Consider the following 16,155-nt stretch of genomic DNA (forward strand, 5'->3'; position numbering starts at 1 on the left):
AGACGCCGGGGGTGGGGCGGGCCATCATCGAGAAGGCGGTCTCGGCCGCCCGCGCCCGCGAGGCCGCCCGCAAGGCGCGCGACCTGACGCGGAAGAAGAGCGCGCTGGAGACCGGCGTGCTGCCCGGCAAGCTGGCCGACTGCTCAGTGAACAACCCGGAGATCTCCGAGCTCTACATCGTGGAGGGTGATTCCGCGGGTGGTTCGGCGAAGCAGGGTCGCGACCGGTCCTTCCAGGCGATCCTCCCCCTCAAGGGGAAGATCCTGAACGTGGAGCGCGCGCGCTTCGACAAGGTGCTGTCAAACGACGAGATCCGGGCCATCATCACCGCGATCGGCACGGGGATCGGCGAGGACGAGTTCGACGTGGCGGGCGCCCGCTACCACAAGATCATCCTCATGACCGACGCGGACGTGGACGGCGCCCACATTCGCACCCTGCTGCTGACCTTCTTCTTCCGGCAGATGCGACAGCTGATCGAGGAGGGGATGGTGTATATCGCCCAGCCTCCGCTTTACCGCATCGCCAAGGGGAAGCAGGAGCTCTACGCCTACTCCGACCAGGAGCGGGATGAGATCCTCGCCCGGCTACGGGGCGACGGCGACGGCAAGGGGATCCACGTGCAGCGCTACAAGGGTCTCGGCGAGATGAACCCCGAGCAGCTGTGGAAGACCACCATGGACCCCGCCACCCGGACGATCCTGCGGGTGACGCTCGAGGACGCCGTCGAAGCCGACAAGATCTTCGATACGCTTATGGGCGAGGACGTCGATCCGCGGCGGGCGTTCATCGAGGAGAATGCGGTCTACGCGACGCTGGACGTATGAGGTGAGGTGGGTTGTCCGCTAGCATGGTTTTACGGGTGACGCACTAGCTTGTGGATGCAAAATCGGTCGCTGGACGGCGAAGAGGCCGGTGGGGGATTCCCCCACGGCCTCTTCATGTTGAATCGAGCAACACCGCCTGATCAGCAGACATTCACGCCCAGCGATGAGGCAGCGAGGTGAATTGCGCTGCGTAAGCCCATCCATTCCCATCGTCTAACCAACCGCCGTTCATGTCGCCGAGAGCACTCGTCACCGTCCTCGCGGTGCTGTCACCTGTGGGGTGTGCGGATTCAACTGCGCCCTCCGTGGTTCCTTCCCGCGAGCCCGCCCGAGTCAAATAGTTCAGCAAAACGGCAGGTCGGACGACACTTCTGGGCGGAATCGCCACGAGGGCGAAACCCGTGTGAAGTTCGTCCGTAGGGTGCTCTGTGGTTGAAGGGCATCCTCAATAACAGGAGAATTGCACATGTTCCGATATTCGATCGTTGTCAAGCTCGTCGAAGCCATCCGCGCTCCGCGTACGCGCGGCGTTCATGCCCTCTCGGGCTGGCGTTCCCGTACCGCCCGCGAGGTGCGGCTTCAGGCCCGGTAACTCCGCGTAGCGGATGAAGGCAAAGAGGCGGTCCGGAATCTTCCGGCCGCCTCTTTCCGTTGGTGTGTCGACGCCAACTCCTTCCCCGTGTCAGTCGCCGGAACATCACCCGCGCCACGACTCAGCCCGACTCCTGCGGAAATCCGGTTTGCGCGACCGGTGGCCGGCCGGCCGTCCTGCATCGGCTCAAGCCAAGCTTGAAACCTTCGCGCAACCCGTCCGTAAGGTGTGCTGCGGTTGCAGGACAACCTCAGACAACGGAGCAGAGAAAATGTTCAGATATTCGATCATCTCCCGGCTCGTCGAGACGATTCGTGCCCCTCGCACCCGCGGTGTGCACGCACTCTCGGGATGGCGCGCTGGCGCAGCTCAGGACGCTCGGATGCAGGTGCGGTAAGAATCGAGCGAAATCCTGGCCACTGAAAGACGGCCCGGAGATTCTCCGGGCCGTCTTTGTGGATCATCCTTCCTGGTCCCGCACGAACTGCAACTCGCCCTCCACCTTGACCCTGTTCGCGACCAGCACCCCGCCCGTCTCCAAGGCCTGATTCCAGCGCAGCCCCCAGTCCTGCCGATCGAGCTCCGTACGGAAGGTGAACCCGGCTCGGGTCTTCCCCCACGGATCGACGCCCCGTCCCAGGTACTCGCAATCCAGCATGACCTCCATGGTGCTGTCGCGAATGGTCAGGTCGCCGACCACGCGGAAGCGGTCGCCCTCCTTGCGCGGCGGGTCCCCCTCCAGGCGTTTGCTGCGGAACGTGATCTCCGGATAGGTCAGCGCGTCGAAGAAGTCGGCGCTGCGGAGGTGCGCATCGCGATCCGCGACGCCGGTGTCGATGCTGGCCACATCGATGACGGCTTCCACGCCCGCGGCCTCCGGCTGCTCGCGGTCTCCCGTGAGTGTCGCCCTCAGCTCTTTGAAGCGGCCTCGCACCGTGGTCATCATCATGTGTTTGACCGAGAACTCCACGGCCGAATGAGAGGGGTCGAGCTGCCAGGTAGGCACGCCGACCTGGGGGACGGTTTGCGTTGCCACGGTTCGCTCCTTGTGGGGAGGTTGGGGAGGATGATGGTGCCCGCTCGCGAGCGAACGTCCCCCGCATGAAGCGCTCCTGTTCGTCCTCCGATGTCTCCCAAGATGAACGGAGGCGCAGTCCAGCTGTACGCCTCCGTTCGGCGAACGAGATCGAAAAATCCGGCAAAGGCCGCGTTGTGGACCCGGGCGGATGACCTGAGCAGATCAGAAGACGGGACCTTTGGTTCGCTTCGTCGTCACCAGCACGACCCCGGATTCTCCCCTGGCGCCGAATATCGCGGTGGAGGGAACGTCCCGACGTACCTCCACGGCGGCGATTTCCCAGGGATAGAGTAGCCGCAGGTCGCCCGGAAGAGCCTCGGCGCCGTCGATGATCACCAGCGGGACCCGCCCCCGCAGCAGAACGAGGAGATCGTCGGTCCCCCGGGCGCGCACGACCAGGCCCGGCACGCTCGACAGCACTTCCTCCACCCGCTCCGCCTGTACCCACCGGGTGCGTGTGATGCCGTTGCTGGTGATCGAGATCGGGAACCGCTCGAGCTGCGGGAGCACCGGGTCAGGGGCGCCGGCCGAGCTCGGGCGAGTGTCGCCAGAATTTCCGATCGAGGCGCAGGCCGTGGTCAGGAACAGTAGGCCGGTGGCGAGGAGTGCCCGGGGGGCGGCGGAGCGGCGGATCTGGATGGACATGGGAGCCTCCGTTGAGGGGAGGGATCCCGGGGTGCGGCGGGCGCTCTGTCAGCCTCTTCCGCGAGGATCCCTCGTCGGTGCTCCCTCTGCTCGGATTCCTTTCTCGAAACGGCTCAACGCTTCGTGAACCGGGTCGGCGGTCTACATAAGGTCGCCGTCGGCTAGTGGATACGCCGTCAGGCTTGGATATCGCCGGTGCGGTCACTAATCTGGAGAAGCCCACCGCCGGCTGTGCCAGGAGTCCCCCACGGCGCAGGCAACATGGAAGCACCCGCTTCCGAGGTCACCCGACTGCTCCATCGCTGGAGTGACGGCGACGAGGGCGCGCTCGCTCGGCTGATCCCCATCCTGTACGAGCGATTACGCTGGATCGCCCGCCAGCGGTTGCGCGGCGCAGCCGCAGAGCATTCCCTCAACACGACTGGGCTGGTCCACGAGGCCTACATCCGCATGGTGGAGGCCCCTCACCGCACCTTCCGGGACCGCAGCCATTTCCTCGCCCTTGCTTCCCGTGTCATGCGTTGCCTGCTGGCGGACCACGCGCGCGCCCGAATGGCGGCCAAGCGGGGAGCCGGGGCGGCAAGGATGGAGCTGAAGGAAGCCTTCCTGATCCCGGACGATCGGATGGAGGCCATTGCGGAGCTGGACGAGGCCCTCGCCCGCCTCGAGGCTCTGGACCCGCGCCAGGCCCGCATTCTCGAGCAGCGCTATTTCGGCGGTTTGTCGCTCGAGGAGACCGCGGCGGCGATGGACCTCTCGCTGGCCACGGTGAAGCGGGAGCTGCGTTCGGCCCGCGCCTGGCTGCTGGTCGAGCTCACCGCCGAGCCGCCCCTCCCATGATCGATCTCGACGCCACCCGCTGGCAGGAGATCCGCCAGCATTTCGAGGCTCTGCTGCGGTTGCGCTCGCGGGATCAGAGCGCGGCCCTGGCCAGGATCGGCGCCACGGATCCGGAGATGGGCTCGGCGCTGGCGGCGTTGCTGGCGGCGGACGAGGAGAGCAGTGGCCTGCTCCGGATCTCCAGCGGGGGCAGCGGCGGGCGCGCTGCCTCGCAGGGAGCGGACCTCCTGGGTCACGCCGGCCGGACCATCTCGCACTTCCGGGTGCTGCGTCCGATCGGCGCGGGCGGGATGGGGGTGGTCTACGAGGCCGAAGACACCCGGCTCGGTCGCGCGGTGGCGCTGAAGTTTCCGCTGCCGCAGTACTTGCTGGACGAATCCTCCCGCCAGCGCTTCCTGCAGGAGGCGAGGGCTGCCGCCGCGCTCGATCATCCGAATCTCTGCACGATCTACGAGGTGGGGGCGCTGCCGGACGGCCAGCTCTTTCTGGCCATGGCGCTCTACCGGGGGGAGACCTTGCGGGCAAGGCTCGCCCGGCTGGGAGCTCTGGAGATCGGCGAGGCGGTAGAGATCGCACGCCAGACGGCGCTGGGCCTCGCCTGTGCGCATGCCGCCGGCATCGTTCACCGGGACCTCAAGCCCGGGAACCTGATGCTGTTGCCGGATGGCACAGTGAGGATCCTCGACTTCGGGTTGGCGAAGACGCTTGGCTGGGGTGGCACCACGGTGGGAGCGGCGGTCGGCACGGTCCCGTACATGGCGCCGGAGCAGGTCCGGGGAAGGGCGGTAAGCCCCGCGACGGACCTGTGGGCGCTCGGGGTGGTGCTCTACGAGATGCTGACCGGCGCGCGGCCCTTCGTGGGGGAGAACGAGTTTACGGTCGCGCAGGGGGTGCTGGAAGCGACTCCGCTGCCACCCAGTGCCCGGCGGCCGGAGGTGGGTGCGGAGCTCGAGGCTTTGGTCAATCGCCTGCTGCGCAGAGGGGGCGACGAGAGCTTCTCGAAGGCGGCGGAGCTGGCCAGGGAGCTGTCGGCGCTTACGAGGCCCTCGTCCGTCGAAGCGCACACACCGGATCGTCACCCGCGCTGGCGACCCATACCACGCTGGCGGAGACGTCCGCTCCTCCTGGCCGCCGTCGCCGCAGCGATGGGCACTGCGGCGCTCGCGATCTATGCGTTGCGGGAAGATGCCTCTGCCTCGCCGGATGACCGCCGGGTAGTGGTGGCGGTGTTCGAGAACCAGACCGGCGATTCGAGCCTGGCGCCGCTGGGCCGGCTGGCGGCCGCGTCGATCAGCCAGGGTCTGTCCGAGCTGGGCTACCTGGAGGTGCGCGACGCCGAAATGATCCCCGGAATATGGAGTGACTCGGGCTACAGTCCGGCTCTGGTCGCGCGGCTCGTCGAAGGGACGGCCGCGGGTACGCTCGTCAAGGGAAGCTATTCTCTGGAGGGGGATAGCATCCGCCTGGTCGCGCAGATCACCGATGCGGATGACGGCCGGGTTCTGCAACGGGTGGGACCGATCTCGACGCCGATCTCCGCGCCGCATGAAGGGATCGATCAGCTGGTCAGCACCGTCATGGGCGGCGCTGCACTGATCTTCGACCCCCAGACCTCCCCGTGGGAAGCCAGGTCACGGCGGCGCGTGCCGACATTCGAAGCCTATCGCGCCTACAGCGCGGGTCTGGACGCCTATCAGATGAACGACTGGCTCCAGTCTGCCGCGCATTTCGAGCGTGCTTTCGAGGTAGACACCACCTTTGTTGGCGCCGCGATCTGGGCAGCCCTGAGTCGGATGTTGATCACTTGGGGGATGGGTGGCATCTCCCGGGATGAACAGGTGTGGAATCTCGCTCGCGCGGATTCGATTGCGGCCGAGGTCGAAAGGAGGCTAACCCGCCTGGAACAGTACGACCGGCATTTCTTCGATTGGTATCTGTCGCTCCGCTACGCGAACTACGATGGCGCCTATGTCGCGGCCACAAGGATGCTGGACGTTGCGCCCGGATCATACGTGGCGCTGAAGGAGGCGGCGTGGGGGGCGAGGCGGGGCCAGCGCCCGCGGGAAGCGCTCGAGCTGTTGCAGCGTCTGGGACTGGAGAACGGGCTCCTGCGTAGCTCCGCTTCATACTGGTGGGAACTCGTCTCGGTGACCCACCGGCTGGGCGACTACGACCGGGAGATCGCATACGCCCGGATGGGAAGGCAGGTGATCCCGCTGTGGTCGTACGGGACCGTGGCCGAGGTGCGAGCGCACGCGGCGGCGGGGCGGATCGACACCGCCGCCTGGATTGTCAACGAACGGGCCGGAACGCTGGATGGTGTGCACCTGCTGGAGATCGCCGTTGAGTTCTCCACGCACGGATTCGATCGTGAGGCGCGCTCCGTCCTGGGACTTGTTGAGCCCTGGGTTGCCAGCCGTACCGGAGACGTCCGCAACAGTGAAGCGATTGCGCGGATCAGAGCCGACGCCCTCTATATGCTTGGTGATTATGCCGGCGCCAGAAGGGAGTACGAGGCGAGATCCTGGTCGCAGCCGCTGTACTGGTTCGTTAAAGGCCGGCTCGGGCTCATTGCGATCGAAGAGGGCGATACGCTCACGGCCAGACGGCTTTATGCCGAACTGCTCGCCGATACGCCGCTACTTCCTCAGCGCGACTGGCCGCTCTTCATGGCCCGCGCGGGCTTGGCGGCACGAGTCTCCAACCTGGAGGAGGCCGCTGCGCACGCGCGCGAGCTGCTGTGGACCGGCGGATGGGAACGGCTGCACTTCTTCCCCGAGCTTGCTCCGCTGCGCAGCTATCCACCGGTCCAGGCTATGATGAGGCCCAGTGGCTGACTGTCCGCCATCTCACCATGTCGCCCCAACGAACAAAGCCCCGAGCCGTGAGCTCGGGGCATCCGTGCCTCCTGATCCTGAGCGATCAGAACCAGCGAGTCCAGTCGCTGAACCAGGTATCGTCGCGCAGTGGTCGGGGCGGTCGGCGGTAGGCGTAGCTCCCGCCCATCGCCCCGTACGTCCCGCCGACAGGGGAGTAGCGGGGGTGCCACTCGCGGTCGAAGCGCGCATACGCTTCGTCGTAGCGATTCAGAGCCCCCCGGCGCCTCAGCTCATGCTCTCCGAGCCACCAGTAGTCGCGATCATAAGGGCGCGGCAGTTCGCCGGGTCTGTCCTGGTACGCCGAGCGGTACCCCCCGGGGCCGGAGCGATTCCCTCTTCCACGGCGATAGCCCCGTTCGCCGCTCCGTCCCAGCCCCTCCATCCAATCGCGATTGCGGTAGCCGGGGCGTGGTCCCTCGTACCAGTCGTAGTCACGGTAGCCGCCGCGCATACCGTAGGTCCGATCGTAGCGAGCCATCGTCCCTCCCTGGTCAGGTTGAGAGTAGTGCGGCCATGTCAGAGCTCGTCCGGGAAGCGGCCTCCGTAATTGGGGCCGTACCGGACCGGATCGAAGGGTGGTGGTGGTCGCACGCCCCGGCGCGTGCGCGTGCCTCCGATGGTGGAGTAGGGGGCACGGTAGTAGCCCTCGTCGACCATGCGATCCAGCCGGTCTCCCCCGAAGCCGTAGCCGTAGCTCCGCCGCCGGTTGAGGCGGTCGTCCACGTACTCCCGATTGTACCGGCGCGTGACCCTGTTAGGCAGCGGGATCTCCTGTCCGATCTCCGAGTACGACTCTAGGTAGAAGGTGTCGTAGCGGGGCGGGTAGAGTCGACGCCGACCGAGCGGTCGCGTGGTCTCGCGATAGCCCCGCATCCCGAAGTCGTAGCGTCGGCGCAAAGGCCTGTCGTAGCGCGCCATGGTGGCTCCTCCTTCCCGGGTTTGATGGCCCTGGGGCGGGAGTTGCAAGCGGTGAGCCGGCATGCGCCGTTCGCTTGCAGGAGAGCGCCCCCGTGCAGAGTCGCGGGTTTGACGAACGTCCCCATCTACCTGAGCGATGCGTGACTTTCGCGATCTCGCCCGTGAGTACGAGGAGCGCCATTTCCCTCCCACGCGCCGCCTGGACCTGCATGGTGAAGGGCCCGTCCGGGCGCGAGAGCTCGCGCTCCAATGGATTCAGTCGCGGGCCCACGAGCAGCCGGGGGACGAGCTGCTGCTGATCGTCGAGCGGGGCCGCGCCCCGGGCCGTCCTCCGACGGCTGTGAGGCGCGCAGTGGAGCGCCTCCTCGGCGAGCTGCAGGGCAAGCTGGTCGACTGGTGGCAGGATTTCGGCACCGGCGGACTTGCCCTCCGCATCTCCGATCAACCCTCCGTGCTATCGCCACCCGCCCGTCCCGAACCCACCGGCGAGGGGCGTACGCCCGAAACGGCTGCCGCCTTCCTGCCGGTGCACGAAGACATCCCCGGCGAGCTGCAGGGCATTGCGCGCCGCATCGCCGAGCTGAGACGCGATCGGGAACAGCTCTCGCTCGGGCTAATGGAGGTCATCCTGCGCCGCGTGTGGATCGAAGCTCAGGCGAAAGCAATGCAGGAGAGGGTCGGCTTCGAGAAGGCTCTCGAGGAGATGCTGGAAGAGGAACTCGGGGAGGAGGAGCGGCGTCGGGAGGCAGGGGGTGGGGGGTGACGGAGGAGACAGGGGAGGCGGGGAGACAAGGGACAAGGAGACAGGGAGAGACAAGGAGACACGGAGACAAGGAACGACCCACACTGTAGTGGGCCACGTGAGCTGTAGCTGGTACCAAACAGCCCGGCGTGCGGCTGCGAACGATCCAGAGATCGGCTGGGTTCACCCGTTCACTCCCTGTCTCCGTGTCTCCGTGTCTCCTTGTCTCCACCCGTTCACCGGTTCGCCCGTCCACCCGTCTACCCTGGCCGCCGCTTCACACGCCTCTCGAAGACCACCTCGCCTTCCACGATCATATAGCGAATGAGGCGTCCGACCGCTTCGGGGAAAGCCTGCTGGCGGTCACGGAAGCGGTCGTTCGACACCACCGATGCGTCGAGTTCCCGCGCAAAGGAGAGGATGAAGTAATCGGCGTCCGTTCCGGCCGGTGCCTGACGGATCTCACCTCGTTCCACCATATCCTCGTATTTCTGGGGCTCATCGATCTGGTGGCGCAAGGCCGCATCGACTACTACGACTGGCTGGTAGCCTTCCTCCTTCAGGCGACCGCAGACGAGTGAGATGTTCTTCAGGTGCGGGCGGGCGCCTTCACTCGAGTGCGCCACGTTCGAGCCGTCGACGATAGCGATAGGTCGCTTTCGCTCTTCCTCGCTCATTCGCATCGGAAACGGGCACGGTGTACTGTCGCGGGCCAGGATCGCATCCCGGGGGCGGCGGTGGAAAATCGCAATGCAGGTGCCACCTTACGGGTTTATTGCGGCGCTGGCTCGAATCGGGCTCGTTCCGTGCAGAGGCAGGCGGGTGACTCCGGTGAGGTGAGCGCCCTACCAGAGGGGGGAGCGATGAGACGAGCGGTGCGTGGGCGGAGCGCGGCGCTGTTGAACATCCTCGCCGTCGCGTTAGCCGCGCTATTTGCGGGAGAGGCCTCCGCCCAGCTCCCGCTCGAAGCCTGGGTACGCCCGCTGGCCGCGGTTCCAGTGGGAGCGTTCGCCGGTCGCGACGACGGAATCGAAGCCGGCGCGAGCTTCGGCTTCGATGCGGGAGCTTCCATCGATGTGGGGGCGCTCACGCTCTACGGCGAATACCAGGAAATCGGATTCAGCTGCGGTGAGTGCGAAGAGGTGGAGGTGGAGGAAACCGCCCTGGACCGGGGCTGGGGAGCCGGGGTGATCGTGCCCCATCCTTCTACCATCGCCGGGCTGCGCCCCTGGGCGCGAGCCGGGATCATCGTCCATCACCTGCGCTTTCGCTTCGGAGACGAGCGGGCATACTCCGATCCTTCGTTGGGCTGGTCCCTGGGCGTCGGAGCCGAAGCACGCCCCCTCCCCTGGCTCCGCCTCGAGCCCAGCCTGCTCTTCAACCGCTACAGCGCCGAATACGGCTTCGCCATCGATGTGCCCGATCGTCGTACCTCCATTTCTTATATCACCTTAGGCCTGGGTGTGGGGGTTGGTCTCTGAGACCCGCTCCCCCGATCGAGTAGCAATGAAGATCCACGGCCGCACTTTCCTGCTCCTCCTCGCCCTTCTGCCCGCCTGCGTCGACGCCGAGCCGATCGGGCCGGACTTCGAGCAGCGACTCTTCAGTATCCTGGGAGGGCTCGAGGTGGGTGAAGCACTCACGCTCGCGGGGGTCAACGCCCAGTCGATCGTGCTGCCGGGAGGTGAGGATGGGGCGCGCTACCTCTTCGTCCCCTTCCTCGCGGCGGAGGAGGGCTCGGTTCGCCTGCGCGTGCGAGTGAGCGGTGAAGCGCTGGAGGAGCTGGATTCGGGAGTGGCGTTGTTCAATCGATCTCCAGATTTCTCCACGCGGGCCCTCCGCTCCCCGCTGACGGACGATTCCTCGCACTTGCGGCTTCGTGAGTTCGAGCGCCGGCGCGCGGCCGCTTTCCTGGCGAATCCCGCGGCACGCGCTGCGGTGGACTCCGATATCGCGTCGCGAGCCCAGGTGGCTCCGCCGGCGGTCGGTGAAACCGTGGCGATGCGCGTCATCAATCGCAGCCCGGAGAATCCCGACCTGTGCAGCAATCCCCTTATGCGCTCGGGACGGGTAGCGGCGGTTACGGAACATGCGATCCTGGTGGAGGACGTCCTGAACCCGGTTGCGCTTTCCGCGGCCGACATCGAGAGGATCGCCTCCGAGTTCGACGACCTCGTCCTCCCGGTAGCGGTGGAGAACTTCGGCGAGCCCACCGACATCGACGGGAACGGACGCGTCTTCATCTTCATGACGTCGGCCATCAACGAGATGGCGGACCGTGAGGGCGGTGGGATCACGGTCGGCTTCACCTTCGCGCTGGACCTGCTTCCGCGCACGAGCGCAGTTGGCACCTGCGCGGCCAGCAACGAGGGGGAGATCTTCTACCTGATCGCTCCCGATCCGCAGGGTGAGGTGGGAGTGAGGGTTCCCGAGGAGGTGGTGCAGCAACTCGCTACCTCGATCATCGTGCACGAGCTGCAGCACATGATCAACGCGGGGCGCCGGCTGTACGAGGTGCCGGACGCCCGCGAGTTCGAGGAGCTCTGGCTGAACGAAGGTCTCTCCCACATCGCGGAGGAGCTCGTCTTCTACGCCGCCACCGGACTGCAGCCCCGCTCCGACATCGGCTGGAGGACCCTCACCAGCTCCCAGCAGATCTTCGAAGCGTACCAGCGCTTCGTGCGCGACAACCTCGCCATCTATTCGGAGTACCTGACCGCGCCGGATGCCGAGACCCTGATGGGCAAGTCGCGCAACGATGACGATTTCACCACGCGCGGGGCGAGCTGGGCATTTCTCCGCTACCTGGCGGACCAGACGCCCTCCGAGGATGCGGAGCTGTTCCGGGCGCTGGTGAACTCGCCTATCGGAGGCGTGGAGAACCTGGACCAGGTGCTGGAAATCAGCCCGCTTACCTGGATGCAGCGGTGGACGGTGTCAAACTTCGTGGACAACCTGCGGGATGAGGACATAGAGGAACAATTCAAACAGCCGAGCTGGGATTACCGCTCGATATTCGAGGAGGAGATCGGCTTCCTGCCTCTCTCCCCCCATTTCCTCCAACCCGGTGACACACTACGGGTGACGCTGCGCGGCGGAGGCTCGTCCTATCTGGTCCTGCAGGCCGCGGGGGACGGTCAGGCCCGAATCAACACGATACAGGGTGGCGACCCGGTCTTCGGCGAGTTCCGCGCCTCGGTCGTGCGCCTGAAGTGACCCGCCGCGGCGCCATCCAGAGGTGCCAATTAGTGGTGATGATGGACGGCGGTGCCAGCTCCCGCGCCCCCGCTCGTGTCTGTAGTGCCGCCTGATTGCCGCACCGGCGCGGCCACCAGGCTCGCGGAGTCGCGCACCCGCGCCTCCACCCAGCGGGCCATCCCGGGGTGAGGCAGGAGAGCCTCGCCTTCATAGACCACCGGTAGCCCCTCCAGATCCCGGGGGAACTTCTCCCGGCTGACCGATCCAGTCGAGATCAGCACCGGTACGACCACTACCGGGCGGCCGGTGGCGAGATGCTGGAGCTGGATGATCTCCCGGATGGACGCGACCGCCTCCTCGCGCACCGGCGCGGGGGCGTCGTCGCGCACCAGCCCGACCATCACGTTGCGGAACCCGGTGACCTGCTGCACCCGTCTGGCGATGGGGCGCAGGTTACGCATCCACTCCGCGTTGTCCTCGGCCGAGTTCGGACCGTGACCCATCAACAAGAGCGCCTGCTCTGAAGGGTTCTCCGCCAGAGCGAGGGCTCGCTCCGCAAGGACGTCGGCGACCTCGGGTGAGTCGTCGATGGCGCGCGTGAGCACAATCGGGACGTCCACATCGGGACGCTCGATTCCCGACATCTCCAGGTGGTGGCGCATCACCTCAGAGCGCTCATCCGCCTGTCCCACCAGGTAGCGGATCTGCTGGTAGTGGCCACTGTGGCTGGACACCAGCAGCGGTACTACAACGATCCGATCCACGCCCTGTTCGGCGAGCCGCCGAGCGGCGTCCTGAAAGCGGTGCTCGGCCGCGCCCGGCCCCATCAGGAAACTGACCTCAACCGGGCCGCCGGTGTCCGCCAGTTGCGCGATACGGAGCACCTGGGCGTCCCAGGCGGGGCCGCCGCCATGTGCGATCAGAATGGTTCCCACCGACTCCCCGGCCGGGGCACTCTGGGCGAGAAGCGACGGGGGAAGCAGCAGTGTCGCGCTGAGCGCGGCTATAGTGCGAAGCCTCGGCAGCATCTTCAGTCCATGGCTGATCAATTGGCACTGTGGGCCGCCACCTGCCAGCCGAGGCCGACGTAGAGGTGGCGTCCTGTGAACCCCGGCCAGTGGGTAGGCCGAACGTCGAAGAGATTGCGGACTCCGCCACTCAGCTGGAGCCCACCCCGCAGCTTTCCCGAGAGTGAAGCATCGAATCGCAGGAAGGCCTCGCGCTCCATCACCGCGTCATCTTCGTTCCTTTGAACGGGAGTGGCGCCGGTGTACACGCCCGTCACCGCCGCGCGCAGGCCCAGTGGAAGGGTGCTCTCGAGGGAGGCCCGGCCCGAGTGCTCGGGCCTCCCGAGCAGCGGCTGCCCGGTGTCGGTCGCTTTGGCGAGCAGGTAGGAATAACCCGCCTCCGCCCGCAGCCCACCGCTCGAGATCGCACCTTCGACCTCGATGCCGCGCGTCATCCCTCTGGCCACGTTGCCGTATGTGTAGACCTCGACCCCGCTCGAGTCGCCGGCGAGTACCGTCTCGATGAAGTCGTCGAACCGCGTATCGAAGAGCTGCGTTCGTAGGTAGGCGTTGCCGGGGCTCCATTCGAGCCCGAAGGAGACGTTGGTCGAGGTCTCCGGCTGCAGCTCGGGATTGCCCCGCACAGTGTAGCTGAATCCGGGTCCCACATTCAGGAACTCCATGTAGAGCTCCTTGAACGCGGGTGCGCGATATCCCTGGCCCACCGAGGCTCGAACCGCGAGCTCCGGAAACGGGCGGAGCAGTGCCGCTACCCGAGGAGTGAAGTGTGCACCCCACTCCTCGCTCCAGGCGATCCGCGCACCGGGGACGAGGCTGACCGGCCCGATCGGCAGAGTGGCCTGAGCAAACGGTTCCACGGTGTGCAGCACGCGGTCCGCATCCACCACGCGGTCCGAAGAGATCTCTTCCCGCTTGGCCTCGACGCCGAGGTCGAGCGCCGCGCCGTCACCGCGGCCGAAGTTGTAGAGCAGCTCCGCTTCGTAAAGCCGCTGAATTTCGGTCTCCCCGCCGTCACCCGACGGTGTCTCGACCGCGGCGCGACGCGAGAGGTGCTCGAACTCGGTCCAATGCAGCGTCGGCGCGAGCCGGTGGATGCCGGAGGACCACTCGGCGCCGATGCGGGCACCCCGCTGATCGTTGTCCGCGAACTGGAAGAGCTGGCCACCCTGCCATCGCTGCCGCTCGTCCAGAAGGAGCCCGGATCCCTCGAGCCGCAGTTCCGGCGACACCGTCCAGCCCACCTTCAGCAGACCATCCCATCGCTCGGCCAGAGCGCCCTGCGGAGACTCGATTCCCGGAGCCACTTCCGTAAGGCGCCGCCCGGCATCCAACAGGTAGTCCACCGATCCAATGGTCCCGCCCACGGTACCGGAGAGGTCCCTCCGCCCCTGTGATCCCGTGGTGGCGTCGAGACCCAGGCGCCAGCGCTCACTCCCAGCCGAGCGGGTGATGATGTTCACCACCCCGCCCATCGCCTCGGAGCCGTAGAGCGAGGACTGCGAACCCTTCACCACTTCGACGCGCTCGATCATCGAAGTAGGGATCCGGGAGATGTCGAGCGTCCCCGAGAGCCGACCCACGATGGGCTGCCCGTCCAGGAGGACGAGCACGCGCTCCGAGCCCAGGCCCTGCAGCATGACTCCCTCCCCGGCCGGATGTCCGGGCTGAAGCTCGATCCCCAGTCGCTGCGTGAGGAGGGTCGAGAGGTCCGACACCCGCGCGATCTCGATATCGCGGCGGGTGATCAGCTCGGTCGTGACCGGGGCGTCGGCGAGCCGCTGCAGTCGCCGGGAGGCAGTCACCACCAGTGCGTCGAGTGGCAGGGCACTGGGGGAGAGGCGAATCACCACCGGCTGGCTCGTCGCTCCGGGTACTGTGAAGGTGACGGGCTCGCCAGCGAAACCGATCCGCTCTGCGCTGGCGCGGTAAGGGCCCGGCGCCAGCCCGGTCGCTTGCCAGTCGCCCTGGGCATCGGTGGTCACTAGCCGTTCTCCCCCAGCGCCATCGACGCGGACCGTCGCCCCGGCGATCGGTTCACCCGTGCTCGCGTCCACCACGCGGCCGCTCACGTTTGCCTGCTGGGCGACTGCCGCGGCCGGTGCTGCCAGGAAGGTCAGCGCCAGAAAAAGCGCGGCGATCTCGCTGGGCGCGACGGGCTTACTCCGAGAGGGGCGCATAGCGGAAGGTGATGTGGCGCGCCGCGCCGTCGCTCGGGCGGTAGTAGCTGGTGAGCTGGAGCTTGTAGACCGTGTCGCCGACCCGAATCAGGTAGACGTTGAAGGTCGGCCAGATCTGATGTCTGCCTTCCAAGTTGTACCGGTACCAGCGGTGCTCGTCGAACACGCCGCCGTACTGGTCGGCCGCGAAGACACTCTCCTCGACCTCCGTGGCAGGAGGCGTGTCATCGAAGTGCGTGCCTGCCAGGACGGCTGCAGCCTCGCCGCTCCCGCTCACCCCGCCGTTGACGCGGACCTCGAATCCCTCGAAGCGAAGGTCCCAGTTCTCCTCGTCCGAGACCGCGCCAGTGAGCAGGTCCACGTGCGCCGGCCCTCCGGAGACGTCGACGGTGAGAGATTTCGTCTCGCCGTAGCTGTTCGTTCCCTCGTCGAAGAGGGCGAATTCCAGCGTAACCGAACCGGCGTTATCCCGGGTGGCCCCGGCAATCTCCGTCACCCGCAGCTTGAAGTAGGAGTCGCCTTCCGCCGTGCGCACGATCCAGCTCTGGTCGTCGGCCGCGCTCACGGTGTGGGTGGCCATGTCGTAGCGCCACCATCCGTCGATCGCGGGGTTGAGCGCGTCGCTCTGCCAGGAGTCCTCGTCGGTGGGGATGTCAGCCGTAGTCACCGCTTCGAAGTCCGCCCGTTCCGTGTCGGCAGTCATTGCTTTGACGTCGGCATCGGTGGCGTTCTCGTTCTGGCAGATGCAGTAGCCGACCACGTCGGAGGGTCCGGCGGCGCCGCTATTGAGCATCACGCCGGTGGCGAAGAAGGCGATGTCCCAGGAAGTCGAGCTGGCGGGGGCGCTCACCTGCACCGTGCTGGCGTTGTCGCCCAGGCGAACGAAGGTCCAGTCTGCGGAGGCATCGACTGTGAGGGTGCCGAAGGGTTCGCCGACATCGGGGCCGGTCGGGTTGCTGTTGTCGGTACAACCGGCGAAAGCGGTGGCGAACAGTCCCAGTCCCACCGTGCTGAGAAGTAGAGAGCCGCGCATGCGTGGACGTTACGTGTCTATACGTGTAGCCAGCAGTGATGTTGAGAACCATTCTCATCCATCTCCCATCGTACGGGGCGGAGATGGTGCTGTCAAGATGGCGAAAAGGCGGCTCGACGGCTGACGCTCGGCGGGTGCATGGGAAGCGGGGTGAGAGGGGTGAGAGGAACCGGATAGCGGCAGCAGGGTATGGCTCGG

At 66.6% G+C, this 16,155-nt stretch carries 14 protein-coding genes; 6 read left to right on the forward strand and 8 right to left on the reverse strand.

The features are described from left to right. Positions 1-827, forward strand: an 827-nt coding sequence (locus VF167_09085; GenBank protein HEX6925573.1) for a toprim domain-containing protein, incomplete at its 5' end; no start/stop codon positions are given. A gap of 1,052 nt (positions 828-1,879) precedes the next feature. Here the strand turns inward: VF167_09085 and VF167_09090 are convergent. Together VF167_09090 and VF167_09095 are read right to left on the reverse strand one after the other, a co-directional pair. Continuing rightward, a complete protein-coding gene (locus tag VF167_09090) occupies positions 1,880-2,455 on the reverse strand; it encodes a YceI family protein (GenBank protein HEX6925574.1) in 576 nt (191 codons plus the stop codon). 204 nt (positions 2,456-2,659) lie between these two features. Further along, positions 2,660-3,142 carry a TonB-dependent receptor plug domain-containing protein gene (locus tag VF167_09095; GenBank protein ID HEX6925575.1) on the reverse strand — a complete coding sequence of 161 codons (483 nt, stop codon included), beginning with the start codon at positions 3,140-3,142 and terminating at the stop codon, positions 2,660-2,662. A 261-nt stretch (positions 3,143-3,403) separates the two neighbouring features. On the opposite strand from VF167_09095, the gene VF167_09100 reads away from it, so the two are divergent. Continuing rightward, complete coding sequence (locus VF167_09100; GenBank protein HEX6925576.1) at positions 3,404-3,982, forward strand: ECF-type sigma factor; 579 nt, start codon at positions 3,404-3,406, stop codon at positions 3,980-3,982. Further along, positions 3,979-6,819 carry a serine/threonine-protein kinase gene (locus tag VF167_09105; protein ID HEX6925577.1) on the forward strand — a complete coding sequence of 947 codons (2,841 nt, stop codon included), beginning with the start codon at positions 3,979-3,981 and terminating at the stop codon, positions 6,817-6,819. Before VF167_09100 ends, VF167_09105 begins: the two co-directional genes overlap by 4 nt. 85 nt (positions 6,820-6,904) lie before the next feature. Here VF167_09105 and VF167_09110 read toward each other — a convergent pair whose 3' ends face one another. Together VF167_09110 and VF167_09115 are read right to left on the reverse strand one after the other, a co-directional pair. After that, the gene (locus VF167_09110) at positions 6,905-7,339 is read right to left on the reverse strand and encodes a hypothetical protein (GenBank protein ID HEX6925578.1); all 435 of its coding nucleotides are present in this window, start codon (positions 7,337-7,339) and stop codon (positions 6,905-6,907) included. Positions 7,340-7,377: 38 nt separating this feature from the next. Then, positions 7,378-7,779, reverse strand: coding sequence for a hypothetical protein (locus tag VF167_09115; protein ID HEX6925579.1), 402 nt, complete (start codon positions 7,777-7,779; stop codon positions 7,378-7,380). Between the two features lie 136 nt (positions 7,780-7,915). On the opposite strand from VF167_09115, the gene VF167_09120 reads away from it, so the two are divergent. After that, on the forward strand, positions 7,916-8,542 hold the full coding sequence (locus tag VF167_09120) for a hypothetical protein (protein ID HEX6925580.1): 627 nt from the start codon (positions 7,916-7,918) through the stop codon (positions 8,540-8,542). 239 nt (positions 8,543-8,781) lie between these two features. Here VF167_09120 and VF167_09125 read toward each other — a convergent pair whose 3' ends face one another. After that, the gene (locus VF167_09125) at positions 8,782-9,198 is read right to left on the reverse strand and encodes a hypothetical protein (protein ID HEX6925581.1); all 417 of its coding nucleotides are present in this window, start codon (positions 9,196-9,198) and stop codon (positions 8,782-8,784) included. Between the two features lie 186 nt (positions 9,199-9,384). Here VF167_09125 and VF167_09130 point away from each other — a divergent pair, with 186 nt between their 5' ends. Next, complete coding sequence (locus VF167_09130) at positions 9,385-10,002, forward strand: hypothetical protein (GenBank protein HEX6925582.1); 618 nt, start codon at positions 9,385-9,387, stop codon at positions 10,000-10,002. 25 nt (positions 10,003-10,027) lie between these two features. Then, a complete protein-coding gene (locus VF167_09135) occupies positions 10,028-11,737 on the forward strand; it encodes a hypothetical protein (GenBank protein HEX6925583.1) in 1,710 nt (569 codons plus the stop codon). 29 nt (positions 11,738-11,766) lie between these two features. On the opposite strand, the gene VF167_09140 is transcribed toward VF167_09135, so the two are convergent. Genes VF167_09140 through VF167_09150 form a run of 3 tightly spaced genes read right to left on the reverse strand, consistent with a single transcriptional unit; the run spans position 11,767 to position 15,957 of the window. After that, the gene (locus VF167_09140; protein ID HEX6925584.1) at positions 11,767-12,747 is read right to left on the reverse strand and encodes a CbiX/SirB N-terminal domain-containing protein; all 981 of its coding nucleotides are present in this window, start codon (positions 12,745-12,747) and stop codon (positions 11,767-11,769) included. A 17-nt stretch (positions 12,748-12,764) separates the two neighbouring features. Then, on the reverse strand, positions 12,765-14,924 hold the full coding sequence (locus VF167_09145; GenBank protein HEX6925585.1) for a TonB-dependent receptor: 2,160 nt from the start codon (positions 14,922-14,924) through the stop codon (positions 12,765-12,767). Next, on the reverse strand, positions 14,905-15,957 hold the full coding sequence (locus VF167_09150) for an HmuY family protein (protein HEX6925586.1): 1,053 nt from the start codon (positions 15,955-15,957) through the stop codon (positions 14,905-14,907). The genes VF167_09145 and VF167_09150 overlap by 20 nt, the downstream gene beginning before the upstream one ends. Positions 15,958-16,155 lie beyond the last annotated feature (198 nt).

The sequence above is a fragment of the Longimicrobiaceae bacterium genome (assembly GCA_036375715.1).
Lineage (GTDB): Bacteria > Gemmatimonadota > Gemmatimonadetes > Longimicrobiales > Longimicrobiaceae > DASVBS01.